General features: G+C 62.6%; 25 protein-coding genes. 19 read left to right on the plus strand and 6 right to left on the minus strand.

The genetic code is table 11. The features are described from left to right. The first annotated feature begins 96 nt into the window (after positions 1 to 96). The gene (locus J3481_RS01555) at positions 97 to 894 is read left to right on the plus strand and encodes a 3'(2'),5'-bisphosphate nucleotidase CysQ (protein ID WP_206832167.1); all 798 of its coding nucleotides are present in this window, start codon (positions 97 to 99) and stop codon (positions 892 to 894) included. Here J3481_RS01555 and J3481_RS01560 read toward each other — a convergent pair. From J3481_RS01560 to J3481_RS01570, 3 genes are all read right to left on the minus strand, one after another. Then, complete coding sequence (locus tag J3481_RS01560) at positions 891 to 1,670, minus strand: YdcF family protein (RefSeq protein ID WP_206832168.1); 780 nt, start codon at positions 1,668 to 1,670, stop codon at positions 891 to 893. The genes J3481_RS01555 and J3481_RS01560 overlap by 4 nt on opposite strands. A 5-nt stretch (positions 1,671 to 1,675) precedes the next feature. After that, entirely contained in the window at positions 1,676 to 2,137 is a 462-nt protein-coding gene (gene msrB, locus J3481_RS01565) for a peptide-methionine (R)-S-oxide reductase MsrB (protein ID WP_206832169.1), read from the minus strand. Between the two features lie 66 nt (positions 2,138 to 2,203). Continuing rightward, positions 2,204 to 2,695 (minus strand): DUF1641 domain-containing protein, encoded by a 492-nt coding sequence (locus tag J3481_RS01570; RefSeq protein ID WP_206832170.1) that lies wholly within the window; start codon positions 2,693 to 2,695, stop codon positions 2,204 to 2,206. A gap of 179 nt (positions 2,696 to 2,874) precedes the next feature. On the opposite strand from J3481_RS01570, the gene J3481_RS01575 reads away from it, so the two are divergent. From J3481_RS01575 to J3481_RS01615, 9 genes are all read left to right on the plus strand, one after another. Continuing rightward, positions 2,875 to 3,699 carry an AraC family transcriptional regulator gene (locus J3481_RS01575; protein WP_206832171.1) on the plus strand — a complete coding sequence of 275 codons (825 nt, stop codon included), beginning with the start codon at positions 2,875 to 2,877 and terminating at the stop codon, positions 3,697 to 3,699. 200 nt (positions 3,700 to 3,899) lie between these two features. Continuing rightward, positions 3,900 to 5,660 carry an ABC transporter ATP-binding protein gene (locus J3481_RS01580; protein WP_328702123.1) on the plus strand — a complete coding sequence of 587 codons (1,761 nt, stop codon included), beginning with the start codon at positions 3,900 to 3,902 and terminating at the stop codon, positions 5,658 to 5,660. A 1-nt stretch (position 5,661) separates the two neighbouring features. After that, positions 5,662 to 7,491, plus strand: a complete 1,830-nt coding sequence (locus J3481_RS01585; protein ID WP_206832173.1) for an ABC transporter ATP-binding protein — start codon at positions 5,662 to 5,664, stop codon at positions 7,489 to 7,491. Between the two features lie 228 nt (positions 7,492 to 7,719). Then, positions 7,720 to 8,679, plus strand: a complete 960-nt coding sequence (coaA, locus tag J3481_RS01590) for a type I pantothenate kinase (RefSeq protein WP_206832174.1) — start codon at positions 7,720 to 7,722, stop codon at positions 8,677 to 8,679. 163 nt (positions 8,680 to 8,842) lie between these two features. Further along, positions 8,843 to 9,871 carry a sugar-binding transcriptional regulator gene (locus tag J3481_RS01595; RefSeq protein ID WP_206832175.1) on the plus strand — a complete coding sequence of 343 codons (1,029 nt, stop codon included), beginning with the start codon at positions 8,843 to 8,845 and terminating at the stop codon, positions 9,869 to 9,871. A gap of 22 nt (positions 9,872 to 9,893) precedes the next feature. Then, positions 9,894 to 10,898, plus strand: a complete 1,005-nt coding sequence (gap, locus tag J3481_RS01600) for a type I glyceraldehyde-3-phosphate dehydrogenase (protein WP_206832176.1) — start codon at positions 9,894 to 9,896, stop codon at positions 10,896 to 10,898. 168 nt (positions 10,899 to 11,066) lie between these two features. Continuing rightward, the gene (locus J3481_RS01605; RefSeq protein ID WP_206832177.1) at positions 11,067 to 11,711 is read left to right on the plus strand and encodes a hypothetical protein; all 645 of its coding nucleotides are present in this window, start codon (positions 11,067 to 11,069) and stop codon (positions 11,709 to 11,711) included. Then, positions 11,699 to 12,268: a S41 family peptidase gene (locus J3481_RS01610; RefSeq protein ID WP_206832178.1), complete on the plus strand. Its 570-nt coding sequence runs from the start codon at positions 11,699 to 11,701 to the stop codon at positions 12,266 to 12,268. The genes J3481_RS01605 and J3481_RS01610 overlap by 13 nt, the downstream gene beginning before the upstream one ends. A 23-nt stretch (positions 12,269 to 12,291) precedes the next feature. Continuing rightward, positions 12,292 to 13,056 carry an exodeoxyribonuclease III gene (locus tag J3481_RS01615; RefSeq protein ID WP_206832179.1) on the plus strand — a complete coding sequence of 255 codons (765 nt, stop codon included), beginning with the start codon at positions 12,292 to 12,294 and terminating at the stop codon, positions 13,054 to 13,056. Positions 13,057 to 13,333: 277 nt separating this feature from the next. Here J3481_RS01615 and J3481_RS01620 read toward each other — a convergent pair whose 3' ends face one another. Further along, positions 13,334 to 14,593: an adenylosuccinate synthase gene (locus tag J3481_RS01620; RefSeq protein WP_206832180.1), complete on the minus strand. Its 1,260-nt coding sequence runs from the start codon at positions 14,591 to 14,593 to the stop codon at positions 13,334 to 13,336. A 106-nt stretch (positions 14,594 to 14,699) separates the two neighbouring features. Between J3481_RS01620 and J3481_RS01625 the strand changes: the two genes are divergently transcribed. From J3481_RS01625 to J3481_RS01640, 4 genes are read left to right on the plus strand one after another with little or no spacing between them, the layout of a single operon-like run. Continuing rightward, entirely contained in the window at positions 14,700 to 15,611 is a 912-nt protein-coding gene (locus J3481_RS01625; RefSeq protein WP_206832181.1) for a LysR family transcriptional regulator, read from the plus strand. A 21-nt stretch (positions 15,612 to 15,632) separates the two neighbouring features. Then, positions 15,633 to 16,298 carry a response regulator transcription factor gene (locus J3481_RS01630; RefSeq protein ID WP_206832182.1) on the plus strand — a complete coding sequence of 222 codons (666 nt, stop codon included), beginning with the start codon at positions 15,633 to 15,635 and terminating at the stop codon, positions 16,296 to 16,298. After that, the gene (locus J3481_RS01635) at positions 16,295 to 17,761 is read left to right on the plus strand and encodes a sensor histidine kinase (RefSeq protein WP_206832183.1); all 1,467 of its coding nucleotides are present in this window, start codon (positions 16,295 to 16,297) and stop codon (positions 17,759 to 17,761) included. The genes J3481_RS01630 and J3481_RS01635 overlap by 4 nt, the downstream gene beginning before the upstream one ends. A gap of 5 nt (positions 17,762 to 17,766) precedes the next feature. Continuing rightward, on the plus strand, positions 17,767 to 18,546 hold the full coding sequence (locus J3481_RS01640) for a lipoate--protein ligase family protein (RefSeq protein WP_206832184.1): 780 nt from the start codon (positions 17,767 to 17,769) through the stop codon (positions 18,544 to 18,546). On the opposite strand, the gene J3481_RS01645 is transcribed toward J3481_RS01640, so the two are convergent. Continuing rightward, positions 18,524 to 19,813 (minus strand): sensor histidine kinase, encoded by a 1,290-nt coding sequence (locus J3481_RS01645; protein WP_206832185.1) that lies wholly within the window; start codon positions 19,811 to 19,813, stop codon positions 18,524 to 18,526. The genes J3481_RS01640 and J3481_RS01645 overlap by 23 nt on opposite strands. A gap of 15 nt (positions 19,814 to 19,828) precedes the next feature. Beyond that, positions 19,829 to 20,524, minus strand: a complete 696-nt coding sequence (locus J3481_RS01650; RefSeq protein WP_206832186.1) for a response regulator transcription factor — start codon at positions 20,522 to 20,524, stop codon at positions 19,829 to 19,831. Between the two features lie 462 nt (positions 20,525 to 20,986). Here J3481_RS01650 and J3481_RS01655 point away from each other — a divergent pair, with 462 nt between their 5' ends. From J3481_RS01655 to J3481_RS01675, 5 genes are all read left to right on the plus strand, one after another. After that, positions 20,987 to 21,952, plus strand: coding sequence for an ABC transporter ATP-binding protein (locus tag J3481_RS01655; protein WP_206832187.1), 966 nt, complete (start codon positions 20,987 to 20,989; stop codon positions 21,950 to 21,952). A gap of 17 nt (positions 21,953 to 21,969) precedes the next feature. Next, positions 21,970 to 22,938, plus strand: coding sequence for an ABC transporter ATP-binding protein (locus J3481_RS01660; RefSeq protein WP_206832188.1), 969 nt, complete (start codon positions 21,970 to 21,972; stop codon positions 22,936 to 22,938). Positions 22,939 to 23,014: 76 nt separating this feature from the next. Further along, positions 23,015 to 24,754, plus strand: a complete 1,740-nt coding sequence (locus J3481_RS01665; protein WP_206832189.1) for a peptide ABC transporter substrate-binding protein — start codon at positions 23,015 to 23,017, stop codon at positions 24,752 to 24,754. Positions 24,755 to 24,814: 60 nt separating this feature from the next. Continuing rightward, positions 24,815 to 25,702: an ABC transporter permease gene (locus tag J3481_RS01670; protein ID WP_206832190.1), complete on the plus strand. Its 888-nt coding sequence runs from the start codon at positions 24,815 to 24,817 to the stop codon at positions 25,700 to 25,702. 36 nt (positions 25,703 to 25,738) lie between these two features. After that, positions 25,739 to 26,701 (plus strand): ABC transporter permease, encoded by a 963-nt coding sequence (locus J3481_RS01675; RefSeq protein ID WP_206832191.1) that lies wholly within the window; start codon positions 25,739 to 25,741, stop codon positions 26,699 to 26,701. The last annotated feature ends 144 nt before the right edge of the window (positions 26,702 to 26,845 follow it).

The following is a 26,845-nucleotide window of genomic DNA, read 5'->3' on the forward strand; positions in this document are numbered from 1 at the left end:
GCGCTTGCCGGTGTGCGCCCCTGGGCTTTACACCGCCTGTATAATGGAAGGCGGATGTTCATTCGGGCCGACGTGCCCAAAGAGTCGGAGGGGCGCATGGATCAGGCATGGCTCGACGGCCTGGGTGAGATTGTTCAGCAGGCGGCCCGGCTGGTGGAGGATATCGCAAGGCGGGGATTCGACACCCAATTCAAGAATCCGGAGGCGCGGCGAGATCCGGTCACCACGGCCGATCTCGCCTGCGACGCGTTTTTAAAAGAGCGGCTCACCGCCCTTCTTCCGGAGGCGGGGTGGCTGTCGGAGGAGACGAAGGACAGGCCGGATCGCCTTGACAAGCGGTGGGTGTGGATTGTCGATCCCATCGACGGCACGCGCGAGTTCGTCCGCCGCATTCCCGAGTACGCTATCTCGGTGGCTCTTGCGCAGGACGGCGAGCCGGTGGCGGGGGCGGTGGTCAACCCCGCGACGGGCGAGCTGTTTCTTGGCGCGGCCGGCGTGGGCGCCTGGCGGAATGGCCAACCGATTCGGTGTTCGCGCGAGCGGGGGGAACGGCTCGTGGTGCTGGGCAGCCGGTCGGAGATGAAGCGCGGCGAGTTCGAGCCGTTCGAGGGCGTTCTGGAAGTCCGGGCCGTAGGGTCCATCGCGTACAAGCTCGCGCTGGTCGCCGCGGGCGAGGCGGATGGGACCTTCAGCCTGGGCCCGAAGCATGAGTGGGACGTCGCCGCCGGCGTGGCGCTCGTGCTCGCGGCGGGAGGCCGGGTGCACGACGGCGCGAGACGCCCCTTTCGCTTCAATCAGCCGGATACGCTGACGCGGGGCATCGTGGCCGCGACGCGCGAGGCGTACGGAGAGCTTGCTCAGCTTCTCGAGCGGCACGCGCCCCGGCGAGCCTAACCGTGAAGGTGGAGGCGCGCCGCGAGGATGCCGAGGTCCTCGTGCAGGGCTTGGCAGGTCTCATCGAGCCCTGTCTCCGAAGGCAGCCACGCGTAGATCCAGGGCGTCGGCACGGGGCTCGCCACATAGCCGACCGGATACGGCTCGGCTTTCACGCCGACGCGCTGAAAGTCGATCACGGCTCGCGCCATCTGCAGGGCGGACGCGACGAGAATGGGCCGCGTGCGATGCAGTTGGCGCAGAAGGACCGCCGTGTGTTCGGCGTTCTCTTCCGTCGTCCGGCTCGTCGCATCCACGTACAGGTCGCGGGGCGGCACGCCAAGCGCGGCAAGGTCCCGCGCGGCGATGAGGGCGAACGCGTAGGAGCGCCCGTTTGCGCGCACGAGCGGCCCGCCAGAGAGCACGATGGGTACGTCGAGCCTTCGGTACAGGGCCGCTGCGGCGAGGACGCGCTCTCCCGAGTCGCCGTAGAGGGTGCCGCTGTCCGCGGCGGGATCGGCGAAATCCGGTGTGGCGGCGGAAAAGCCGGCCCCGAGGACCACAATCGCGTCGCCCTCCGGATGAGTGGGCGGCGCGTACGCGCGTTCAAGAGGGAGAACCAACCGATTGCCGACGGCCGTCGTGCACGCGGCCGCAAACGCCAGCGCCACGGCTGCCAACGCCACGGCGAAGCCGCGGTGGCGGCGCGCAAGGAGAATGGCAAGCACGAGGACGACCAAGGCGAAAAGCCCCGGCGGCAGCGTCAGGCTCTCCGCGAGCTTGACTGCCCACAGCATACGGCTCAGGCCTCGTCGTCCTCAAACAGCTTGAGGTATTCGCCGTATCCCTCTTTTTCGAGGTCTTGCTTGGGAATGAAACGGAGCGCCGCCGAATTGATACAGTAGCGAAGGCCGCCTTTGTCGGCGGGACCGTCGGGAAAGACGTGCCCGAGATGGGAGTCCGCCTCCCGGCTGCGAACCTCGGTGCGGATCATGCCGTGGCTGAGGTCCAGTCGTTCCACGAGGGCATCTGGGGACACGGGCTTGGTGAAGCTGGGCCAGCCGCAACCGGAATCGAACTTGTCTCGCGACGAAAAGAGCGGTTGCCCGGATACCACGTCGACGTACAGGCCTTCCTCGTGGTGATTCCAGTACTCATTGTGAAAAGGCGGCTCCGTCGCGTTTTCCTGAGTCACGGCGTACTGAAGCGGGGTAAGGCGCTTTCGCAATTCCTCTTGGCTCCATTTGCGCCCGGGTTCGGTCATGGCCAACCCTCCCTGTGGTCAAGCGGGGCGATCGCGCCGGAACGTCGAGGCGCGATCGCCAAAAGCTCAATGATGGCCGTGCGACTCGTCTTTGCTGAGTTCCTCGAGCATTGCGGAGACGATGCGGAGGTTCTTTTGGACCACGGGCTCCTTGAGCAACTTCAACAGGCTGAACACGCTGAAGGTGGTGGTGTCGTGCTCGGCGCGCTCCTTGGCCACCTTGTAGGCGTCCAGCACCTTTTTCGCCGGGCCCACGGCAGGCTCGACCATCTGTTTGGCGAGCTTGCCGAATCCTTCGAGCGAGTCGCCGTCGGTGATCACGTCTTCCACGGCCTGCGAAACGCGGCTTGCGAGGTAGGTCAACTTGGCGAGCTGCGGAAGGTGTTCGACGATGACGGTCAGGCTTTCCAGCGTGCGCTCATCGGCCGTCAGGGCTTCTACGAGTTTCGCAAGCTGGGGCAGTCGCTCGAGAACGTTGTTCAGTGAACGTTGTACCGACGGATCGAGCAGGATGTCCGACACATCCAGCGTTTCTTGCATCTGTTGCGTCTCACTCACGACAGATGAGCCTCCTTGCGCCTTGCACCGTAGAACTGCGTGCTTGGTTGTGATTGACTGGGACTCTCGATTCCACTGCTCAGTATAGTGGACGCGAGGCCCGATGTCTAACAGAGGAGGAGACGAAAAAGGCGAGGGGCGAAAGGACATGCGGCCTCGCTCTGGGAGTGAATAGTGTCGTGTCAAACGGGGATCGGGCGAGACAAGAGCGCGGTGCGTGGCTTCTCGGAGCAGGATTTGCGGAGCACGACAGCCCATTTGTGCAGACGGCGCACCAAGGGCTCGATTGCTACCTGTTCCGGCTCCAGCTCGACGGGCATGCCGTCGTGACCACTTCCGGCAGATCGATGGTCGTCGGCGCGGGCGATTTGCTCTTGTTTCCGGCGGGAGAGCCGTACGAGCTACGTATCGAGCCGAACGAAGAAGATGGCCCGGGCGAGCATCTGTCGACGGATCTGTACCTGTTTTGCAATGGACCGTGGGTTGACAGGTGGTGGAGCGAGCGGCCGAGGAAACGGCATCTGCGCCTCGCGCTGCATGAAAATTGCGTCTACCTGTGGCGCCAGCTTATCGAGGAGTACCGCCGGCCGGGGAGACCGGATGAGGAGCTTTGCGACTATCTGCTGCGAGCGCTGTGCCTCACGTTCGACAAATACGGCTATGATCCGAAGCGGGCCACGCCTGTTCCCATCGCGGCGGAGCGGATCCGAGCTTACATCGAGCGGCACGCCGCGGAGGACCTGTCACTCGCGGACATCGCCGAGGCCGTAGGGCTGTCTGTCTCGCGCGTGGTGCACATTTTCAAAGAGGTGTACGGTCAGACCGTCGTCCAGTATTTGCAAAATGTCCGGCTTCAAATGGCGTGCGATCGCATGCGCTTCAGCAACCTGAATCTCGAAGAGATTGCGGATCGGTGCGGTTTCCACTCGTACTCGTACTTTTACCGCGTGTTTCGACAGAAATACGGCATTTCGCCGCGGGAGTTCCGCCAGCGGGCCACTTGACGGGCTCGCCTGGCTTGGGACCGCCGATAGGTGCGATGTGTTTGTTCTGGTCTTCGCCGGCCATCTTCGTGCGCCCAGCCACATGCGGAAAAAGATGACCAGATTCAGCATCCTCTTTTGCGGCGGACTGTGCTTCAATGTCTGGCGTGCGACAGATCCGGCTCCGGCCGCGAAAAGGGGAGAGACGTGATTTGACTGGCGTGTACCGACGATTATCTCGCTTTTATCGGCCGTACCTGCCGCTGTTGTGGGTGAGCCTCGGCTTTCTCATTCTGACGGCCCTCCTGCAGCTCGCGTATCCGTATCTCTTGAAGGCCATCGTCAATCGGGTGATCCTCGGTCACCGGGACGACCTTTTGCTTCCGCTCTCCGGCGCGATTCTTTTGGCGTCCCTCGTGAAGGGCGCGTGTAACTTCACCCAGGCGTATCTCGCGCAGGTGTTCGGCGCGCGCACGGCCTTTGATCTCCGGAATGAGCTCTATCGAAAACTGAACCACCTCCCGTTTCGGTTCTACGACGAAATCCATACGGGTGACCTGATGTCACGCCTCACGGCCGATCTCGACGCCTTCCGCATGTTCTTCGCGTTTGGCATCAACAACCTGTTGAACCTCTTTCTTACCATCGCGTTCAGCATTGGCATGATGCTGACGCTCGACGTTCGGCTTGCGCTGTTCCTGTCCATCGTCATTCCTGTGCTCGCCGCGACGGCCATACGATTTGACAAGAAGATGGGCCCGGTCTTCATGGCCATCCGTCAAACCCTCGGCCGATTGAACTCGGGCGTGCAAGAGAGCCTGATGGGCATTCGAACCGTGAAGTCGTTTACCCGCGAGGGGTACGAGATCGATAAGTTTCGTCAGCGCAACCGTGCCTATTACGAAGCCAATATGCGGGCGACGCGGCTGTGGCGCGTATTCTTTCCCGTGATTGAACTGACCGGCAATCTCGGCGTCGTGCTCATTCTCCTCCTCGGCGGTTGGCTCGTCATGGCGGGCCACATGAATCTCGGCGATCTCGTCGCGTTCCTTTCGCTCATCTGGTACATGATCTGGCCGATGTCGCAGCTGGGCTTCTTTCTGAACAACTGGACGCAGGCTACGGCTGCAGGGGCGCGCCTGCTCGAGATTCTCGAACAAGAGGACGATCTCGACCGTTCCCGGGAAGAGGTGGACGGTCCCGTTCAGGGACTTGTCGAGTTCCGGGGCGTGAGCGTGAAGTTGGGCGGTGAATACGTGCTGCGCGACATCACGTTCACGGCGCGTCCCGGGCAGACCATCGCCATTGTGGGCCTCACGGGCAGCGGCAAATCGACGCTCGTGTCGCTCATCCCGCGCTTTCGGGACGTGGATGAGGGCGAGGTCCGCGTGGACGGCGTCGACGTGCGGGTCTGGAAACGGGAGTCGTTGCGGCGGCAAATCGGGTTTGTGTTTCAGGAACCCTTTCTTTTCTCCACGACGCTTTTCGCAAACTTGGCCTACGGGCGCCCGGACGCCGACATGGAGCAGGTACGCGAGGCAAGCGAAATTGCGGATGCCGCCGAGTTTATCGACCGGTTGCCTGACGGTTATCTGACGCTCGTGGGCGAGCGGGGACTCGGGCTGTCGGGCGGCCAGCGCCAGCGCGCTTCGATCGCTCGCGCGCTCGTGCCTGAACCGCGAATCCTTATTCTGGACGATGCGACGAGTGCCGTTGACATGGAGACCGAAGAAGTCATTCAACAGCGTCTCGCCTCCCGCGCCGGACGCGCGACCACATTCCTCATCGCGCAGCGTCTGAACGCGGTCAAGGACGCGGACGAGATCCTGGTGCTCGACGGCGGACGGATCGTCGAGAGAGGCCGGCACCAGGAACTGCTCCGCCTCGGCGGCCTGTACCGCCAGATCTACGACATGCAGTTCCGCGATCTCGAGGCGTTGCGCCAGATCGCGAATCCTTGCATGGCAGAAGGGGAGCGTTGAGATGGCGAAGCCACAGATGGTACAGCGCGACGGCGAGGCGCTTCTGCGCGCGCCGTTTATCTATCGCGACGACGAAGCGCTGGAGAAGAAACTGCAGCTTTCGCTGATCTTACGGCTCGCATCGTACATGCGGCCTTATCCGAAGCTGATTGCGTTTGCGCTCCTCGCGACGGGCGGCAATCTCGTCGTGACGCTTCTGGCGCCGTATCTCGTGGGCCAGGCGGTGGACGCGCTCGTCGGCGGCCGCCATCCGCACGCGCTCGTTGCGTACGCGGCGACGCTCGTCGCGCTGTATCTCGTCAACTTTGCCGCGTCGTACTGCCGGATCGATCTCACCAATCGCCTGGGGCAACGCGTCATTCAGCGCCTGCGCGACGAGCTGTTCGTCCACGTGCAGGGTCTTTCCTCGGACTTCTTCGATGCGCGCCCGGCAGGCTCCATCCTGGTCCGCATCCTGAACGACGTGAATTCGCTTCAGGACCTGTTTACCAACGGCGTCATCAACTCCATTACGAACGTCTTCACCCTTCTGGGAATCATCGCCATCATGTTCTCGCTCAACTGGCAGCTCGCCACGGTGGCGCTGGTTGTCGTGCCGTTCATGTTCCTTCTGTCGATCCGTCTGACGGTTCAAATTCGCCGCGCCTGGCAGCAGGTTCGGCTGCGTTTGAGCCGGCTGAACGCGCATCTCGCCGAGGCCATCCAGGGCATGCGAGTCACGGAGGCCTACGTGCGCGCCGACGAGAACCAGCGATTTTTCGAAGACATGAACCGGGACTACATGCAGACGTTCCTGCGGGCGCAGCGATTCAGCATCCCGTTTGGCCCGCTGGTGGATCTCACCGGCGCTTTCGGCACGGCGCTTCTCTTCTGGTACGGCGTCCACCTCGTCCATACGGGCGCGGTAACCGTGGGGCTCCTCGTCGCGTTCGCCAATTACCTGGGTAGCTTCTGGACGCCCATCAGCCAACTCGGCCAGCTCTACAACCAGGTGCTCGTCGCCATGGCGTCTTCCGAGCGGATCTTCCAATATCTCGACACTCGGCCGACGGTATCGGACCGCGGCGTCGTTCGGGAACTGCCGCCCGTCCGCGGGCACGTGGAATTCTGCCACGTCACCTTCGCGTATCAGCCGTCCCGCCCCGCGATTCAGGACGTGTCGTTCGTCGCGCGCCCGGGCGAGACCATTGCGCTCGTGGGTCACACCGGCGCGGGGAAGTCGACGGTCGTGAACTTGCTTGCTCGGTTTTACGATCCGACATCGGGCGAGATTCGGATCGATGGTTATGATCTGCGGACGGTGTCGCTGGACAGCCTGCGCCGTCAGATGGGCATGGTCCTGCAAGAGACCTTCCTCTTCTCCGGGACGCTCATGGACAACATCCGCTACGGCCGGCCGAATGCGACGGATGACGAGGTCATCGCCGCCGCCAAGGCCGTGTATGCGGACGAGTTCATCCGCCGTCTCCCGGATGGCTATTTCACCGAGGTTCAGGAGAGGGGGACCCGGCTGTCTCAGGGCCAGCGGCAACTCATCTCGTTTGCGCGGGCCATTCTCGCGGATCCCAAGATCCTGATTCTCGACGAGGCCACGGCGAGCATCGACACCCACACGGAACACCTGATCCAGCAGGCGCTCAAAGTGCTCCTCGAGGGACGGACTTCGTTCGTGGTGGCGCACCGTCTGTCCACCATCCGTGAGGCGGATCAGATCCTTGTCTTTGACGGCGGTCGCATCGTCGAACGGGGCCGGCACGACGAGCTCATGCGGAGACAGGGCGCCTATTATCAGCTCGTTCAAGCCCAGTACCGGAGCATGATGGACCTGTGAGTTGCCGGCGCAATCGGTCTGAGTGGCATGCGCCCGTGCCGGACGGTGGACCGCTCGAGTCCGTTCATGCGACGCGCGATGTCGTGCCGGAGAAACATGCCGATCGTTGCTTTTCTTTGAGCGAATGAAGATTGTATACTGTCGTTGGCCCGGCGAGACTCGGCCGGGCCTTGTGCGTTCATCACGGATTCATCCATCCGCTTTGAGACAGATTGCGGGGGGCGAATGATGCAGAACCAGGCACGGGCCAGCGAGCGCTGGTCTCCCTTTTTGACGCTGTCGCGCGAGGAGTGGAGCCGGCTGAGGGACTCCACGCCGCTTCTTCTCTCCGAGGACGATCTCGCCCAGCTTCACGGCCTGAATGAACGTGTATCGCTGGATGAGGTCGAGGAGGTCTACTTGCCGCTCTCTCGGCTTCTCAACTTGTACGTCGCGGCGACCCAAAGCTTGTATGAGGCCACGCACGAGTTCCTCGGCCACCAGTCGCGAAAGGTGCCGTACATCATCGGTATCGCGGGCAGCGTGGCTGTGGGCAAAAGCACCACCGCGCGCATCATCCAGGCACTTCTGTCGCGCTGGCCAAATCATCCCAAGGTCGATCTCGTCACCACCGACGGCTTCCTTTACCCGAACGCGGAACTCGAGCGTCGCGGCCTGATGCAAAGAAAGGGTTTTCCCGAGAGCTACGACACTCGTCGACTGATTCGGTTTCTCGCCGACATCAAATCGGGCAAGCCGCGCGTCGAAGCGCCGGTGTACTCCCACATCGAGTACGACATTGTGCGTGGCGAGCGGATCGTCGTGGAACAGCCCGACATTCTGATCCTGGAGGGTCTGAACGTCTTGCAGACGCGAATGTCGACCAGCGGGCGCCCGATGACCATTTTTGTCTCGGATTTCTTCGACTTCTCCATCTACGTCGATGCTCCGGAGGATCTCATCCGGGGTTGGTATATCGATCGGTTTCTGAAGCTCCGGGAGACGGCTTTTCGCGATCCGAAATCGTACTTCCGCCGTTACGCCGATCTGTCGGACGAAGAAGCCATTGAGACCGCGACGCGCATCTGGGAGGAAATTAACGCGAAGAACTTGCGAGAAAACATCGCGCCCACGAAGTCGCGCGCAGATCTCATTTTGTCCAAGGGTGCTCAGCACCGCGTACAAGAGGTGCATTTGCGCAAGATATGAAGGGGCCTCGCGCATTGCGCGTCTCTCGCAAACGCGCTACACTGAAGGAGATGGGACGATAAGAGTATCCTACGGGACGAAAAATGTCCCTTTCGTCCGGAAGGATGCTCCCCGAAGATAGGCGTTGTCGCGACACGACCATCGACGACCGAGGAGAAGTGGCATGCAGTGGACGGAGTGGGCCGCGGTTGAACGGGTCGCGCCGGAATTGGTGCGCGCCATAGAGCACCGCGTACGCATCATGCAGCGCATCGATGCGCATGCGCCGATTGGGCGCCGGGCGCTCGCGCAGGCCATGGGCCAGTCGGAGCGCACGCTTCGCACCGAGCTCGAATACCTGAAGCAACTCGGGCTCATCGCGACGTCCTCGTCCGGCGTATCGCTGACGGCGGAAGGCAAGGCCCTTCTCGTGGAGTTGGAGCCTCTTGTCGCGCAGCTCGCGGGTCGCTCCGATCTGGCCTGGCGCGTTTCGTCGCTTCTTCGCATCCCACGGGTCATCGTGGTGGAAGGGGATGCAGACGAAGATTCGTGGGTGACGGATCGCATCGGTCAAGCGGGCAGCGAAGTGCTTGCCGAGGTGCTCCAGGACGGAGACATCATCGCGGTGACGGGCGGCACCACGGTCGCGGCCGTCGCAAAGTCGATGAGCGCGCGGCCCCTCCGCCAGCGCATCACCGTGGTGCCTGCTCGGGGCACGGTCGGCGAGATCGTCGCGTATCAGGCCAACACCATTGCTTCCGAGCTCGCGGCGAAACTGGGCGGATCGTCCGTACTCCTGCAGATCTCCGACAGCCTGTCGCAGAAGGCGCTTGAGCAGCTTCTCGACGATCCGTACATTCAGGAGCGCCTTCCGATCATTCGCCAGGCCACCGTCGTCGTGCACGGCGTGGGAGATGCCCTGGCCATGGCGAGGCGTCGCCATGCGACCCCAGAAGAGCTCAGGCTGCTCGAGGCCCGCGAAGCGAAGGCCGAAGCCTTCGGCCACTACTTCAACGCGCGCGGCGAGGTCGTCTACGCCATGCGGACCATCGGGCTCAGGCTGGATGATGTCGCACGGGCGAGGGTCGTGATCGCGGTGGCAGGCGGACAGAGAAAGGCGCAGGCCATTGCCAGCGTGGCAAACGCCTATCGAATTGACGTGTTGGTGACGGATGAAGGCGCAGCGCGCCGCATCTTGCAACTCGAAACCTAAGCAGGCAAGGAGAGGGTCGAACATGGCAGTGAAGGTTGGCATTAACGGCTTCGGCCGCATTGGCCGCAACGTGTTCCGTGCGGCGCTTCACAATCCGAACATCGACATCGTGGCGGTCAACGACCTCACCAACGCGGAGACGCTCGCCGCGCTTCTGAAATATGACTCCGTGCACGGCATTCTGCCTGAAGATGTGCAAGCCGAGGGCAGCGATCTCGTCGTCGCCGGCAAGACGGTGAAGGTGTTTGCGGAGCGGGATCCGGGCGCGATTCCTTGGGCCGAGATCGGCGTGGACATCGTCATCGAGTCGACGGGGCTGTTCACGGATCGGGAGAAGGCCGAGGTGCACATCACGAAGGGCGGCGCGAAGAAGGTCATCATTTCGGCGCCGGCCAAGAATGAGGACATCACCATCGTGATGGGCGTCAACCATGAGATGTACGATCCGGCCAAGCATCACGTGATCTCGAACGCGTCCTGCACCACCAACTGCCTTGCGCCGGTCGCCAAGGTGATCGATGACGAGTTCGGCATCGTGAAGGGCCTTATGACGACGGTGCACTCGTACACGAACGACCAGCGCATCCTTGACCTGCCGCACAGCGATCTGCGCCGCGCCCGCGCCGCCGCACTGAGCATCATTCCGACCACGACCGGCGCCGCGAAGGCCGTGGGCCTCGTCCTGCCCCACCTGAAGGGCCGCTTGAACGGCATGGCGATGCGCGTGCCGACGCCGAACGTCTCGCTCGTCGACTTCGTCGCGCAGACGAAGAAGCCCGTGACGGTGGAAGAGGTGAACGCCGCGCTGAAGCGCGCCGCGGAGGGTCCGCTGAAGGGGATTCTCGCGTACAACGAGCTGCCGCTCGTGTCGAAGGACTATAACGGAGATGCGCATTCGTCCACCGTTGATGGCCTGTCCACGATGATCATCGACGACATGGTGAAGGTCATCGCGTGGTACGACAACGAGTGGGGTTACTCGAATCGCGTGGTCGATCTCGCCTGCTACATCGCTTCGAAAATGTGAACGCTGCGAGGCGGGAGCCCGTGCTGGCGGTGCCTGACGGCACTGGCGGCGCGGGCTCTTTCCTTGCGCTCGCCCTTCTTGACGACATCTGAGGCGGGAGGGATTCCGAGGTGCCTGACCGAACTTGATATCGAGGATGACGGTGGTTCGGGATGGGAGGCGCCGAGGATGGAGCACGAGGTGAGCCTCGAAGATCGCCTGTGGATGGTCGGCAAGATGTTTGCGATGGTCGAGCGATATTTCGCCCACTGGGAGGATTCCCGCATACGGCCCGATGCGTGGGACGATTGCTATACGGCGTGCCTCGCGGAGGCCGTACGGTCCTCCACACGCCGGGAGTTTGAGCGGATGATGCAGCGGCTGGTCGCGCAGCTGGGCAATCGCCACACCTGGTTCCGGGATACGTCGAATCTCCGCGGGGACTTGGGTCTGCGCCTGCGCAGGCTTGACGGTAGCTGGTACGTCGTCCGAAGCGCGCACGCAGAGCTGCGGCCGGGGACGGCCGTCGTCACGTTGAATGGGCGGACGCCGGAAGACTGGATGGAAGAAGCGAGTCCCTATCTGAGGAGTCGGGACGAGCGCCTGCGCGAAGAGGAGTGGCAGCGGGTCATTGCAGCCCTGGTGGACGACGACCTCTGGATCCTCGAATTCGACGACGGCCTGCGCAGGCGGACCGTCACGATCCGTCGAACGCTCCCTGATTCGCGCAAGGAAAGGCCGGAAGGGCGTTGGCTCGTGCCGGATCGCGTCGCATATCTTCGGGTGCCAAGCTTTGCGGATCCCGCATACGAAGAGGTGCCGTGGCGTGGTTGACGCGTGTGTCGAACGCAGACGCCCTCGTGGTGGACGTCCGCGGCAACACGGGAGGAACGACGCCCACAAAGCTTATTCGGGCCGTGATGGAAAGATTCTGGCCCTGGTGGACGGAGTTTGCCGCCGATGTCGGCTTTCTGTGGCTCAGATCAGCGGGAGAGGGGGAGTTCTCCATCCGACCGGACGGCAGCGGTGCCATATGGCGACCGCCGTATGAGCAACCGGAGGAACCCGTGTTTCGAGGGCGATTGGCCGTTCTGGTGGATCGCGCCACTGGGTCTGCGGCTGAGGACTTCGCGATGCCTCTCCTCGTGACGAAACGAGCCATCTTGATCGGTGAGAAGACGTCCGGGTCGACCGGTCAACCTGTCATCTGTCAGCGCGCCGGGTTCAGCATGGGCGTCGGCGCCATTCGCGCATCGCTTCCAGACGGACGTGCGTTCGAAAACGTAGGTCTCCGGCCCGATGTGTCTGTGGACATGTCGCCCGAGGACCTATCTTCAGGGCGCGATCCGGCATTGGCGCTGGCCCTCGAACTTCTCGCAAGCGACGGTTGAGTATCTGAGTGAGGGGGACGACGTTGAGGTTTGTATCGTGGAACGTCAATGGGCTTCGCGCCTGCGTGAACAAAGGCGCGTTTTTGCCGTACTTTGAATCCGCCGACGCGGACGTGTTTTGCGTTCAGGAAACCAAGCTGCAGGCGGGTCAGATCGAGCTGCCAATCGGCGATCCTTACCAGACGTTCTGGAATGATGCCGAGCGCAAGGGGTATTCAGGTACGGCTGTGTTTACGCGCATTCCTCCCATGGATGTTCGGTACGGGTTCGGCGACGGGATCGACCCTGAAGGCCGGATGATCACGCTGGAATATCCGTCGTTCTTTCTTGTGACGGTCTACACACCCAACGCCAGGCGAGACCTTTCTCGCCTGCCCTATCGGCTTGAATGGGAGGACCGGTTTCGGTCTTATCTGTCTGCCCTGGACCGGGAGAAGCCGGTCATTGTGTGCGGGGATCTGAATGTGGCCCATCAGGAGATCGATATTAAAAACGCCAAATCGAACAGGGGAAACTCGGGCTTCACGGACGAGGAGCGCGAGAAGATGACCAAGCTTCTCGAAGCGGGCTTCGTGGACACCTTCCGCGCGCTGCATCCGGACGTGACGGACAAATATACGTGGTGGTCCCAGATGCCAGGCGTGAGAGAGCGGAATATCGGGTGGCGGATCGATTACTTCCTCGTGAGCGAGCGCCTGAGGGATCGAGTGTTGGAGGCGCGGATCGACGACCACGTGTTGGGCAGCGACCATTGTCCGGTGGTGTTGGAGATCGATATGGACGTATGAGGGCGGCTGTGCGGTAAGGAGAAATATCGCGCGGTGCCGGTATCAAGCCCGGACCGCGCAAGATGGTCCGTGGAACGCGATCATCAAGCGTTTTCTTGTACGCTTAGCCCCCAGGCACCCTGGGTCTGGCTTCGTTTTCCATACAGGCCCAGCTTTGGGGAGCATCACGCGGGCAGTGAGACGGGCGCACATCCCTAGTGCCCGTCACGCGCATGAAAGGTCGCGCTTCGCCGTTCCACTGCTCCGCGCGAAGCATCCCGAGCGAGGTCAAGCCGAGTTACTCGCGCACAATCGTCTGTTCGCGGCTCGGTCCGACGCTCACGTACCGGATGGGCACGCCGACCTGCTCCTCGATGAAGGTCACGTACCGCTTTGCCGCCTCAGGAAGTTCCGCGAATGTGCGGCACTCGCCGATGTCCTCCTGCCAGCCTGGAAGCGACTGATACACCGGCTTCACTCGCTCCATGTCGTAGGCCGCGGGGGGCCACTCGAGCCGATCGCCGTCAAGCTCATACGCGATCGCGACCTGAATTTCGTCGAGGCCGGACAGCACATCCAGCTTCATGAGCGCGAGTTCGGTGTACCCATTGATCCAGGCGCCGTAGCGCAGCGCGGGTAGGTCAAGCCAGCCACAACCGCGCGGCCGTCCGGTGGTTGCACCGTATTCATAACCGCGATCGCGCAAGAAGGCGCCAAACTCGTCGTGCAGCTCCGTGGGGAACGGCCCCTCGCCCACGGCCGTGGTGTACGCCTTCGTGATGCCCGTGATGCGCTGAATTTTGGTGGGCGGCACGCCGGCTCCGCTGCACACGGCCCCCGCGATGGGGTTGGACGACGTCACGAACGGGTACACGCCCCAGTCGAGATCGCGCATGATGCCGAGCTGGCCCTCGAACAGGACGTGTTGATCGGTCAGCGATGCCTCGTACAAGAGCGGGGTGGTGTCCGCGATGTAAGGGAGAAGTTTGTCGCGAGCCGCGGCGATGGGCTCCCACACCTCTTCCCACGTGCCGTAACGGTCGAGACCAGGCAGACGGCGGCACTTCGCTTCGAACGCCGAGCGCACGCGCTCCTTGAGGCGCGCGAGATCGCGCAGCTCGCCCATCTGGATGCCGAATCGCCCCACCTTGTCCTGATACGCGGGGCCAATGCCCTGCAACGTCGTGCCGACCTTTTTCGATCTCGCCTCTTCTTCCCACATGTCCTGCCAGATGTGATACGGAAGCACCATGTGCGCGCGATCCGAGATGACAATCCGGCGGACGTCGATCCCGGCGCTCGCCAGGGAGTCGAGCTCCTCCACGAGTTTCGGCGGATTCACGACGACGCCCGCCCCGAGCACGCAGAGCGTGTGGGGGTGAAAAATCCCTGAGGGGACCAGGTGGAGCGCAAATTTCCCGTACGCATTGACGATGGTGTGGCCCGCGTTGCCACCGCCCTGATACCGGACGACGACGTCCGCCTGCTCCGCCAAGTAATCCACCATCTTACCCTTGCCTTCATCGCCATACTGAGCGCCCACGACAGCGTGAAACATCGCGCGTTCCCTCCTCACGCACAACTCCAGTGTACGCCGCGCCTTTCCATGTGTAAAATGAATGATACGTATCATTTTCATTCTTAACCTGCATGGAGTGATCGCGATGTTCGAGGCCCTTCGGGCTTTGGTCACGGTCGTATCGCTGGGCAGCGTATCGGAAGCGGCGCGAGCGCTCCATGTGACGCAACCGACGGTGACTCGCCAGATTCAGCAACTGGAACGTCACTTCGGCCAGGCCCTGTTCGATCGGAGCGGCAAACGGCTCGCGCTCACCCCGGCGGGCGAACGCGTGCACGCATATGCGCTCGAGGTCTTGCGCAAGCAGGAGGAGCTGGCGGAGTCGCTTCTCGAGATGTCGAATCCGGAGGCGGGACTGGTGCGCATCGGCGCTGGGCTTTCCCCAACCCTGTATCGCTTGCCCGCCATTGTGGCCCGGTACGCTTCGATGCATCCGCGGGTGCGGTTTCAGGTTGTGACGGGATCGTCCAAAGTCACGTTGGAACGGCTGGCCTCGCGCGCGGTCGATCTCGCCATTGTAACGACGCCTCCCGAGAGCGACGCCGGGATCGCACAGGTGGCGCTCTGGCGAGACGAGCTTGTCGCCGTGGCGCCGGCAAATCATGCGCTCGCGGCGAAGCGGGCGACCATGGAGGAGTTGGCCAGGTATCCGCTCGTGGTCATGCACGGAGAATCGGGGCTGAGGCGGCAAATCGACGAACTTCTTCATCGGGCTGGTGTGGAGCGGCCGGCTCCACCCGTCATGGAGACCGACAGCCTCGAGGCCATGAACCGGTTCGTGCAGGCGGGCCTCGGCCTCGCCGTCGTGCCGTGGCCGGCTGTGGCGGACGACGTGACGCAAGGGCGTTTGAAGCTCGTCCATATCGCCGGCTGCGATCTCGGCCAGCGTACCGTGACCTTGGTGTGGCGCAGAGAATCCCACGTCCCGGCTGCGGCATCGGCCTTCATCGCGTGGCTCGCGACGATGGGCGAAGCAGGCGCGCCCGAATTGCGGTAAGATGAGGGCGGTGATCAAGCGATGCGGGTCCTGATTGTCGAGGACGAGCCCGGGCTGGTGGAGTTTCTTCGGCTGGAGCTGGAGCTCTCGGGCGTGGAAGTGGACGTGGCGATGGACGCGGAGACCGCGCTCGACCGGGTGAGATCGCAGTCGTACGACCTGTTGCTCGTGGACATCGTCCTGCCCGGCATGAGCGGCCTGGATCTGTGCCGCGAGGTGCGGGCGTTTTCGAACGTGCCCATCATGATGCTCACGGCTCGCGGCGCGGTGGCGGATCGCGTGGGAGGTCTGGACGCGGGCGCGGACGACTACCTGGTCAAGCCGTTTGCCATCGAGGAGCTGTGGGCGCGGATGCGGGCCATTCGGCGGCGATACGAGACAAGCGGCGCTCCGTTCCGGTTTGGCGACACGACGGTGCATCTCGACACGCACCGCGTGGTCCACCGGGGTCAGGAGGTCGATCTCACCGCGCGAGAGTACGACCTTTTGCTCTACCTGCTCCGCAATGTGAATCGCACGTGTTCGCGCCAGGAGTTGTTGGAGCGGGTCTGGGGATTTCAGGCGCCTGGCGACACCAACGTCGTCGACGTGTATATCGGCTATCTTCGGCAAAAGTTGGATCCTGAACGCCGTCACATCAAGACGGTGCGGGGGCAGGGTTACCGGCTCGAGGTCGAAGAGCCATGAGGTGGCGAGGAGGCGCGAAGCGACGGAGCATCGAGGGGACGTTGCTCATCTGGAGCACGGTGTGGTGCGCGATCGTGCTTTTGGTATTCACCACTTTGTTCATGGTGTCGTACGAAGCCACGAGCCTCGTCGGGCAAAAGCGGATTATGGACCTCGAGATGGCGACGCTTCTCGGTCAAGGCGCCGATCGGCTGGCGGAGGAGACGGTGACCACCACGTGGGACCGGTATGCGGCCGCGACGGATTCGGTCATCCGCCTCACCGATGCCCAGGGAAACGTGCTATTTCAAATCATGGGACCGGTCTTCACGGGCCCGGTGGTGGACGAGATCGCGGCGAGAGTCCCGATGCCTGCCCCAGGGCCGAACTTCGCGAAACCGCACTGGAGCTATCCTTATGCGTGGCGCGACGCCAACGGCTTTCACCGGGTGGTGGCGCTCACGGAGGGGGTGCGGTTTGAGAATGGGGGCTATGGACAGCTCTCGATTTACACCTTGCTCGACCCGATTCGCCAGGCCACGCTGCATATGCTCGCGGTGTTTGTCGTCTTGGACGCGGCCGTGATCGCGCTGTTCGCGGTGGGCATGCGCATTCTCATCGAGCGGGGATTTCGACCGCTCGCGCGCCTGATGGCGGGCATTCAGCAGGTGGAGTGGCGAAGGTCGGGCCGGCTGTCCTTCTCGGACCTGCCGCCGGAGCTCATGTCGCTGCAGGCGTCGGTGAACCAGATGCTCGACCGGATCGACGTGGCGATGGACGAACAGCGCCGGTTCGTGGCCGACGCGTCCCACGAGTTGCGCACGCCACTTGCCATCATCGCGGGGCACGCCAACCTCCTGCGCCGCTGGGGGCGCGACAACCCGCGCGTGTGGGAACCCGCGGTGAGAAACATCGTGCTCGAGGTGGGACGTCTGCAGCGGCTGGTGGACGAACTCCTGGCGCTCTCCAACCTGGATCAGGTTGAGGACCTGCCGGTGGGCGGGGGCATGGGTCAGGCAGAGATGGACGAATTATTCGCGCGTCTGCGGGATGACGCGCTCTTGCTCCGCCCCGACCTGGAAATCGAGGTGAGCGTGCATCTCACGAGGGGAGGGCGCGTCGCCATCCAGTCGGATCGGCTGCGACAAGTGTTGGTGGGGCTTGTCGACAACGCCATGCGCCACACCCCGGAGGGCGGGTGGATCCGGCTCATGGCGCGCGAGGAGGCCGCGACGGCGCGCATCACGGTGTCCGACAGCGGCGAGGGCATTCCGGAAGACGTGCTGCCGCACGTGTTCGAGCGGTTTTACCGCGGTGACGCGGCACGGCGGGAGGGCCAGGGCGCCGGACTTGGGCTCGCCATCTCCAAGCAGGTCATCGAGCGGTACCGCGGGCAAATTTACGTGCGAAGCGCCGTCGGGAGGGGGACGACTGTCGTCATCGTGCTTCCGCTGATCGGCGTTCGAAACCATTCGGGAGGATGAGGACGATGACGTCATGGGATCCGCTGTGGCCGAGCGAGGTGGAGCTGTCCGTCGACGAGGTGCCCGACTCGCCGCTCGACAACATCCTTTACGACGACAAGCTCGGCGAACAGGTGGCGCGCCGCGAGCGGCTGCCTGTGGTGCGCGTCTGGCGGCACCTTCCGGTGACGGGCCTCGTCGTCAGCCGGCGAGACGTGGCAGGGCCTGCGGGGCAGATGGCCATGGCCCGCATGGAATCGGAAGGATGGCCGCTCTTCGTGCGGTCCACGGGCGGGACCGCCGTGCCGCACGGAGAAGGGATGCTGAACCTGTCGCTTGTCTTTCCGCGTCAGGCGGAAGGGGCGACCACGGATCGGTACTATCGACTGTTGTGCCAGCCGCTCGTGGAGTGGCTTCGCGGGCTTCGGCTCGACGCCGAGATGACCGATGTTCCGGGGAGCTATTGCGACGGCAACTACAACGTCGCCATTCGCGGGCGGAAGGTCGTGGGCACGGCACAGGCGTGGCGCGGAGGATTGGCGGGCATGGCCTCGCGCCATCCTGGCTACGTGCTCGCCCACGGTTGCATCAGCATTTCGGTCGATCTCGACGCCGCCATCGCCGCGATTCAGCGCTTCTATCGCTACGCCGGGCGAGACGAGGTGCGCATCGAGCGGGACAAGGCCACCACCCTGGCCGAGGCCTCTTCGGCGGCGTGGACGAGCGGTGCGGCCAAAGCTTCGCTCGTCGACTTTCTCCTGAGCCGCTTGCCGGAGGTGGGTGTCACGCCTCGCCTCGGCCCGTGACCTCGTCTTCGTCGGATCCGGAGAGCCGTTTCGGCGGGAGCGGGAGTTCCACGCGCACCGTGGTGCCCTTGCCGATGCCCTCGCTTGCAATGGAAATTTTCCCTCCGTGCGCCTCGACGATCCACTTGGCGATGGACAGCCCAAGCCCCGTCCCCTTGGCTTCGCCGTGGCGCGATCTCGCCGTGTCGACCGTGTAAAAGCGGTCGAACACGCGCTCCAAATGCTCCTTGGCGATCCCGATGCCGGTATCGCGGACGGACAGAATCGCCTGGTTTCGGCTGCGCACCGCGGCGATCTCGACCTTGCCTCCCGCATCGGTGAATTTCATGGCGTTGTCGATCAAGATCACCAGCAGCTGATGCAGGCGGTCGCGATCGCCCAACACGACGAGCGGCTCCTCGGCCCGCACGGACAGCTCAATCCCGCGCATGTCGGCGATAGTCTCGTACAGATCGTGGATGCGGTCCAGCAACTCGTTCAGGGAGACGGGCCGCCGCTCCACCGGCATGCGCTCCGAGTCCGACCGGGCAAGCGTCAGCAAGTCCTGCACCAGCTTCGCGAGGCGTCGCGCCTCGCCGTGCGCATTGTTCAACCACTCCAGGTTTTCCTCGACGGTTTGATCCGTGTGTTCCATCACGATGCCCAGATTCGACTGGATAACCGCGAGCGGCGTCCTCAATTCGTGGGACGCATCGGCTACAAACTCGAGCTGGCGTTGAAAGGCCCTGCGGATGGGCTGCAACATGCGCTCCGACAAGATGAAGCCGACGAGTGTCGCCCCGCAAATGCCAAACAGTCCCACGATGACGATCACGGAACGCAGATCGCTCAAGGCCCGCACCGTCTGCGTGTCGTCGAGGACCGTCGCCACATAAGCAGGTCCCCCCGATCCCGCCGCGATGGGCAGCTCGTACACGCGATAGTGCTCCCCCTGGTACGTGAAATTGAAAAACATGGGGCGATCCGTCGACCGACTCAGGCGGTTCTCCAACGCGTCCGCGAGGTCGGAATCGGCCAGCGACGTGTAAATGCCGTTGTCCGCGAGGACAAAGTTGATTTCCGGCGATCCCGTCGACGCGAAGCTCGGAATGCCCGTCAGCACGGCCGTGTTGGCCACTCGGTAGGCCGCCTGGCGCAGGGTGAAGTCGATGCTGCGCATCACAAAGCCGCGAATGATCCCGAAGAGTGCGAGCGACGTAATGCTGTACAGGATCACCAAGAGGACGACCGTCAACAGGGTCAGCCGTAGGCTCAGCCGCTTAAACAAGCCGCACGTCCCTTCTCACGCCTTGCGGCCCGCCGCCGGGTCCGGGTGGAACATATATCCCACGCCCCGCACGGTGGTGATGTACGACGGCAGGTTGGGCTCGTCGATCTTCTTCCGCAAGAAGTGCACGTAGTTTTCCACCGCATTGCCAATGACGTCCGCGTCCGGCCCCCAGACGCGATCGAGAATGACCTCTTTGGACAGAACTTTGTTTGGATTGCGGATGAACAGTTCGAGCAATTGGAACTCCTTGGCCGTCAGCGCCAGGGGTTCCCCGTTGCGCGTGACGGTTCGAGTGTTAAGATCGAGTCGAAACGGGCCCGCCTCGATGGCGTCACCGCCGGCCAGTTGGCCGGTGCGCCGCGACAGGGCCCGCACGCGCGCCAGAAGCTCCTTGTTGTCAAACGGCTTGACCAGATAGTCGTCGGCGCCTGCGTCGAGGCCCGTGACGCGGTCCTCGACCGTATCTTTGGCGGTGAGGAGCAGCACGGGGGTCTGAAGACCCGCTTTGCGCATGGCGCGCAAGATGTCGAGGCCGCTCATCTTCGGCAGCATGATGTCCAAAATGGCGAGATCGTAGCTGTCGGTGAGGGCGAGATCGCAGCCGGTTTCGCCGTCGTGAGCGACGTCGACCGCGTACTGGTGTTCTTTGAGAAGTTGCTTGAGTGCGGACGCGAGCCGCACCTCGTCTTCGACGAGCAGAATGCGCATTGGATAACCTCCCGCGTGGTTCGGTGCCTCGGAACTGGACCGCTTTTATTGTACACTGCAGGCTTGAACGCCGCTTGAAACGCAGCGAGCACAGGTCTTTGAAGAAATCGGGGATATCCAAATGTTTGCGCTTTCGTAAGATTTCTTGCCGCTTCGGCAGCTCCGCCGGTCAGACGGGATGGTAAGAGAATTCTTAGTTTCCTACGAAGGCTGGAGAAAGCGGCGAAAGTTCGCGATTCTTGTCGTTTTGGGATGGAAATACGTGCTGGCCTTGCCTGTCGCGCTCCTTTACACGGAGGCTGGCCGTCGATACAATTTGCGCTATACTAGGCACGGTACGTGCATGGTCAGCTGCGATTTCGGACGCAGGACGAGACTCCGAATGCACTCATGTGACGTTGTCATACAGGTTCCGAAATCGAAACTGAAAGTTGACGCTTCGACAGATGGGAGGGGCAAGACGTGGCCGAACCGCTCCTCGCGATTCGCGACTTGAAGACGTACTTCGTGAGCAAACAGGCGACGGTCAAGGCGGTCGACGGGATCGACATCGAAGTCGACCGCGGGCAGGTCGTCTGCATCGTGGGCGAGTCGGGCTGCGGCAAGAGCATGACGTCGCTGTCCATTATGCGGCTCGTGCCTCGGCCGTACGGGAAGATTGTCGGAGGGCAGATTCTGTTCGACGGCAGGGATCTCCTTCAGCTGAGCGACCGCGAAATGGCGGACGTGCGCGGCAGCGAGATCGCGATGATCTTCCAGGAGCCGATGACCGCGCTCAACCCGGTGCTCAGCATCGGCACGCAAATTTCGGAAGTTTTGGTTCGGCACCGAGGGGTGCCGAAACGCGAAGCGCTGGATCGCGCGATTGAAATGCTCAAGTTTGTGGGCGTTCCGCGGGCGGAGCAGATTGTGCGCGAATATCCCCATCAGCTTTCGGGCGGCATGCGGCAGCGCGTCATGATCGCCATGGCGATGATCTGCGAGCCCAAGCTGCTCATCGCGGACGAGCCCACCACCGCGCTTGACGTGACCATCCAGGCCCAGGTTCTCGATCTCATGAAGAAAATGAGGCGCGAGACGAGTACCGCCATCATCCTCATCACCCACGATCTCGGGGTGGTGGCCGACATGGCCGATCACGTCGTGGTCATGTACGCGGGCCAGGTGGTGGAGTCCGTGGATGCCGACACGCTGTTCTCGGAACCCAAGCACCCGTACACGCGCGCGCTGATGGATTCCATCCCCTCGCTCGAAGAGGACAAGGACGTGCTCTACTCCATTCCGGGGACGGTGCCGAGCGCCGCGAACTTCCCGAAGGGGTGCCGGTTCGCCGAGCGATGCCCCATCGCCAAGCCGTCCTGCTTCGAGAAGATGCCTGAGTTGCGCGAAGTGGCTCCGGGTCACTTGGTCCGTTGCGATCTCGTCTGACAGAAAGGAGGGAGCGCATGAGCGAGTACGTGCTCGAAGTCCAGGATCTGAAAAAGTACTTTCCGATTAAATCCGGCCTTCTGAAGCGTACCGTGGGCCACGTTCGCGCCGTGGACGGCGTCTCGTTCCAGGTCAAGCCCGGCGAGACGCTCGGCATCGTGGGCGAATCGGGCTGCGGCAAGTCGACCACGGGCCGCATGATTATGCGGTTGACGACGCCGACGTCGGGGAAAATCATCCTGGACGGCAAGGACATCACGCACGCCAAGGGGGAGGAGCTCCGAGCCAGCCGGCGCAAGTCGCAGATGGTGTTCCAGGACCCTTACGCCTCCTTGAATCCGCGGATGTCAGTTGGGGAGAGTATCGCGGAGCCGCTCATCGTCAACAAGGTGCTATCCAAGTCGGAGGCGTTCGAGCGAGCGGGCGAGCTGCTCAAGACCGTCGGCCTGCGCCCGAGTGACATCAACCGCTATCCACACGAGTTTTCGGGTGGGCAGCGCCAGCGCATCGGCATCGCGCGGGCGCTCGCGTTGAATCCGAAGCTCATCGTCGCGGACGAGGCGGTCTCCGCGCTCGACGTGTCCATTCAGTCGCAGATCTTGAATCTGCTGATGGACCTGAAACATCAGTTCAACCTGTCGTACCTGTTCATCTCGCACAACCTGGCGGTGGTGCGGCACATCAGCGATCGCGTGGGCGTGATGTATCTCGGTCATCTGGTCGAGATCGGCCCCAAGCATTCGCTGTATCAGGATCCGCTGCACCCGTACACGCAGGCGCTTCTTTCGGCCGCGCCCGAACCCAGGCGGACCAAGCGCCGCGAGCGGATCATCCTGCAGGGCGACGTGCCGAGCCCGGCGAACCCGCCGTCCGGATGTCCGTTCCACACGCGCTGCCCGCGCGTGATGGATGTGTGCCGTGAGACCATGCCGAAACCGGTCCAAGTTCATCCGGATCACTGGGTCGCCTGCCATCTGCATGGCTGAAGCGGTACGACGCGGTGCATGAACTTCCCCCGGTTTCGAGACCCTAGGGGCAGGGTTCGTCAAAGGGGGAAGTTCGATGAGACGGAAAGCGCAGGTTCTCTCGAGCGGCTTGGCGGCCGCGATTGCGCTTGGCGCCGTGGTCGGTTGTGGCGGCGCGAGCCCGCAGAACGCCGCGGGGACGGGCGGGAACGGCGTGCAAAAGGGCGGTACGTTGATCTACGCCCTGCCGCCAGCGACCAATATCACTTGGTACTTGCCCATCTCGAACGCCGGCAATGCGAGCCTGTACAACGCGCAGCTTTACACGCAGCTTTATCCTGGCGTGATCTATATCGACCATCGGTACCAGATCGATTACGCCGACAGCTTCGCGCAAAACATCACGTACAACCAGGCGGGGACCGTGTACACCATTTCCTTGAAGAAAAACTGGAAATGGTCGGACGGGCACCCGGTAACCGCGGATGACGTCGTCTGGGATTACGAGTTGATCAAGGCGACTGACGCCAAGGACGCGCCTCCGCCGTGGCCCAATTACAATGCGGGCTCAGGCGGCGTGCCGGACAATGTGCAAAGCGTCGTGGCGAAGGATCCGTATACGGTCGTGATCACGCTGAAGAAGCCGGTGAACCAGCAATGGTTCATCTACAACGGCATCGGACAGTTGACGGCTCTGCCGAAGCACGCTTGGAACAAGTACCCGAACGACATCCGGCAGGAGATCATCTACCTCGGCAAGCAAGCGACGAACCCTGCGTTCTTCACGGTGGTCGACGGGCCGTTCAAGCTGCAGAGCGCAAAGAGCAGTCAATCGTGGGTGCTGGTGCCGAATCCGACGTTCGGCGGGCACAAGAGCACGCTCGACAAGCTGATCTTCCAGTATGAGGCGACCAACGATGCGGAGTTCGCGGCGCTGAAGACCGGTGCGGTGAACTTGGGGTATCTGGATCTGTCGCAGTACGAGTCGCGTCAGTCGCTGACCTCGTCCGGTTATACCGTGGCGCCGGCGTACAACTTTGGGTACAACTTTATCGAGCTCAATCAGCAAAAGGGATCGCCCATGTACGCGGCGTTCAGCGACGTGAAAGTGAGGCAGGCGCTCGAGTACGCGATCGACCAGAACGCCATCAACCAGGACATCTATCACGGCTTTGCGCCGCCGCAGTACGGGCCCATCCCGACGACGCCGAAAACCATCTTCTTCGCTCCGAACCTCGCGAAGCCGCTCTTTCCATTCAGCCTGGCGAAGGCGCGGCAACTGCTGGAGTCGGACGGCTGGAAGATGCAAAACGGCGTGATGACGAAAAACGGCGTGCAGCTCAAGTTCCAGGTGATTTATCCGAGCGGCACGCAGTCGACGACGCAGATGATGGAGCTCATTCAGCAGGATTGGAAGCAAATTGGCGTTCAGATCACGCTCAAGCCGATGCCGCTGTCCGAGATCTTCGGGATGATCCAGGACACGTCCAATCCCGGAAAGTGGGCTGCTGCAGCCGGCACGGGCATCACGTACGGCGGCTCGTATCCGTCGGGTGAACAGCTCTTTGAGCCCGGAGGCCTGGATGGCTTCGGCTACAACGACCCGGTGCTTGACAAGCTCATTGCAGCGACCACCTCTCCCGCGCCGTCGCAGCAGGCGTCCCTCAAGGCGTTTTTCGCCTACGAGGAGTACTGCGCGAAGCAGGTGCCGGTGCTGTGGACCAATGGTGTGGCGAGCCTCACCGCGGTCGCACCGAACGTGCACAATGCGACTGAGCAGTATCTGAATCCGACAACTGGTTATCCACTGTTCAACTATATCTGGATGTCCAAGTGAGGATGAACCATCATGGCGCGGCTGGGCGCACCAGCCGCGCGGAAGAAAGGAGGGAAAGGCGTGGTCACAGAGACGCAAGTCGCAAATTCTGCAGGCGAGCCGCGCGTGCAGGCCACCAAGTGGCGCACGTGGAAGCGTTTCTGGCGGTATCCGCTGAGCTCGATTGGCGTGATCGGCATGGTGTTGCTGTTTGCCTTCTGCTTCCTCGGCCCCATGCTGTACCACGTCAGTCCGACTCAAGGGGATTTCACGGCGTTGCTCCAACCGCCGAGCGCCAAGCATCCGCTGGGCACGGACGACGCCGGTCACGACGTGCTCGCGCGCATGATGGTGGGCGGCCAAGCCTCACTCGAAGTCGGCTTCTTGTCCGCCTTGGTCGCGATGGCGTTTGGTACGCTGTACGGCATGGTGAGTGCGCTGGCGGGCGGCTGGGTCGACATCGTTCTGATGCGCATTGTCGACATCCTGCTGTCGATTCCGAGCATCTTCATCCTGCTGTTCCTCAACGCGACGTTCAAGCCAAACGTCGGCCTCATGATCTTCGTGCTTGCTGCGACCAGCTGGCTCGGCGTGAGCCGTATCGTCCGCGGCGAAGTGTTGAAGATCAAGAACGAGACCTACGTCGAGGCGGCGCTCTTGGCGGGCGTGCGAACCTGGCGGTTGATGACCAAATATCTCGTTCCGAACTTTATCGGAACGGTGCTGGTGACCACGACCTTCGCAGTCGCAGACTCCATTCTCTCGATTGCGGGTCTATCATTCCTAGGACTAGGGTTGCCGCCTCCGGCTCCGAACTGGGGCGCCGATTTGTCCGCTGCGATGAACTACATCTTCCAGAACGCTTGGTGGCTCATCTATCCGCCCGGCATTCTGATCTTGTGCTCGCAGCTGTTCGTCAACTTTATCGGCGATGGCCTGCGCCATGCGCTTGAAACGCGCACCGATTGATGGCGCAAGTCGATCACGGAAGTGGGGTGAGCCCGAGTGCTGAGCTACATTGTGCGCCGCATCCTGCAGGCCATTCCGTCGCTCATCGGAATTTCGATTATCACGTTTATCTTGTTGCACATCGTGCCGGGCAATCCGGTTCGCATTCTGCTCGGCCAGCACTACACGCCGCAGCGGGCCGCGGCCCTGGCGCAGTCGCTTGGCTTGAATAAGCCGCTCTACATGCAGTATCTGATCTGGTTGTGGAACATCCTCCACGGCAACCTCGGATACTCGTATAACTACACGGAACCGGTGACCTATCTCATCGGTCACGCGTTGCCCAACACACTGTCGCTGGTCTTGATTGCGACCATTTTTGCGCAGCTGTTTGCGATGCTGATCGGTACGGTCCAGGCGTACTTCGAAAATACGATTGCCGATCACATCATCACCGTGTTGAACTACTTCTTTTACTCGATGCCGTCGTTCTGGCTGGGCATCCTCATGGTGATGTTCTTCTCCATCCAGTTGCACTGGTTCCCGTCCGGCGGCGTGGTGAACCCGCAGGATCCGAACCCAGGCTTCTGGGATTGGCTCCATCACCTCATCCTGCCCGCCGCGACACTGACGCTGGTCACCTTGGCTGGGTACTCGCGGTACATGCGCTCATCCGTGCGCGAAACGTTGCTCATGGATTACGTGCGCACGGCGAGAGCCAAAGGACTGCGGGAGTCGCAGGTGCTCTGGCGGCACGTCCTGCGGAACTCCGTTCTGCCGCAGATCACGCTGTTTGGCCTGTCGTTCCCGGCGCTCTTCGCTGGCGCGCTGTTCATCGAAGAGATTTTCAACTATCCGGGCATGGGCCTCTTGTATTGGAACGCCGTGGGTACCTTGGACTATCCCGTGCTGCTTGGCGTGACGATGTTCCTCGGCGCGCTGACCATCATCGGCAACCTGCTGGCGGACATCCTCTACAGTCTGGTGGATCCGCGGATCAGCCTCGAGTCGATGTCCTAGACCAAACGCGAAGTGGGGGGGCGCGCGCTTGAGGGGGGGGCCCCCCCCCCGGTTTTGGGGGGGTGGGTGAGCGGCCCGCGGCCGGGCGGGGGGGGGGGGGGGGGGGTGTTGGGGGGGGGGGGGGGGGGGGGGCGGGAGAGATTT

Origin of the sequence: Alicyclobacillus fructus, from assembly GCF_017329605.1 — a bacterium.
In the GTDB taxonomy this organism is placed as follows: Bacteria; Bacillota; Bacilli; order Alicyclobacillales; family Alicyclobacillaceae; genus Alicyclobacillus; species Alicyclobacillus fructus.